The sequence below is a fragment of the Arthrobacter sp. SPT-J7 genome (genome assembly GCF_059089965.1).
This window is the reverse complement of the sequence record NZ_JBNHFF010000477.1, coordinates 1-1,019: the sequence shown is the minus strand read 5'-3', so window position 1 is coordinate 1,019 and position 1,019 is coordinate 1. Positions and strand designations below refer to the sequence as shown.

Annotated in this window: 1 protein-coding gene; it reads right to left on the bottom strand. The window is 67.5% G+C overall.

The features are described from left to right. On the bottom strand, positions 1-1,019 hold a 1,019-nt coding region (locus AC5RWX_RS33715; RefSeq protein ID WP_494100490.1), incomplete at both ends, for a fumarylacetoacetate hydrolase family protein.

The following is a 1,019-nucleotide window of genomic DNA, read 5'->3' as shown; positions in this document are numbered from 1 at the left end:
AGGTGGGCATTTCCAGGCCGGCCACGGCGGCGTAGTCGCGGACGCCGCCGTCGGTGATGATGGCCGCCGCGCCGCGGACCTGGGCGCGCAGGGCGAGGATGTCGCCAACGGTTCCGGTGCCTTTCTCGCCGCGGGCTTCCATGACCAGGATTTCGCCTTCGTTGACGGAGTCGATGGCGCGTTTCTGGGCGTTGAATCCGCCGCCGTGGGTCTTGAAGAGGTCCTCGCGGTTGGGCACGTAGCGCAGGGTACGGGCCAGTCCCACCACGCGGCGGTCAGGCCGGGTGGCCTGCAGGCCGTCGATGCTCACGTTGTTCAGCCCGCGCTTGCGCAGCTGTGAAGACAGGGTGGCCGTGGCGACGCTTTCGAGCTTGGCTTTCAGCTCCGAGGGAAGTTCAGGCACGATGGCGGCGCCCGCCTCGGCCTTTTCGACCGCCGGCAGCCCCGCAGCTTCACGGGATCCGTACGCTTCCTCGCGCTGCAGGTCATCAACTTTGGGTCCGGCACCGAAGTCCGCGAACGGCGTCGTGCCTTCCTCCACCCGGGTGACCAGGCGGCCGGTGGTGATGTTTCCAGCAACAGTTGCGACCTCCACTTCGATGACGTCGCCGGGCTTGGCAACTGATGCGCCTGCGGGGGTGCCGGTGAGGATGATGTCCCCCTCTTCGAGGGTGAGCAGCTGGGACAGGTCGGCCACCAGCCGGGCGAAGGGGAAGAGCAGGTCTTCCGTGGTGTCGTCCTGGACCAGTTCGCCGTTGTGCCAGGTGCGGATGCGAAGCTTGAAGGGGTCAACGGCGTCTGCCGCAATCAGTGCCGGCCCCACCGGAGTGAACCCGTCACCGCCCTTCGAGCGCAGGTTGGAACCTTTGTCCGCCCAGCGCAGGTCATAGACGCCCAGGTCGTTACTGGCAGTCACGGCGGCCACGTGGCTCCACGCGTCCTCGATCCCGACGCGCCGGGCAGCCTTGCCGATGACCAGCGCGATCTCGCCTTCGTAACCGAGCAGTTCACAGCCCGCC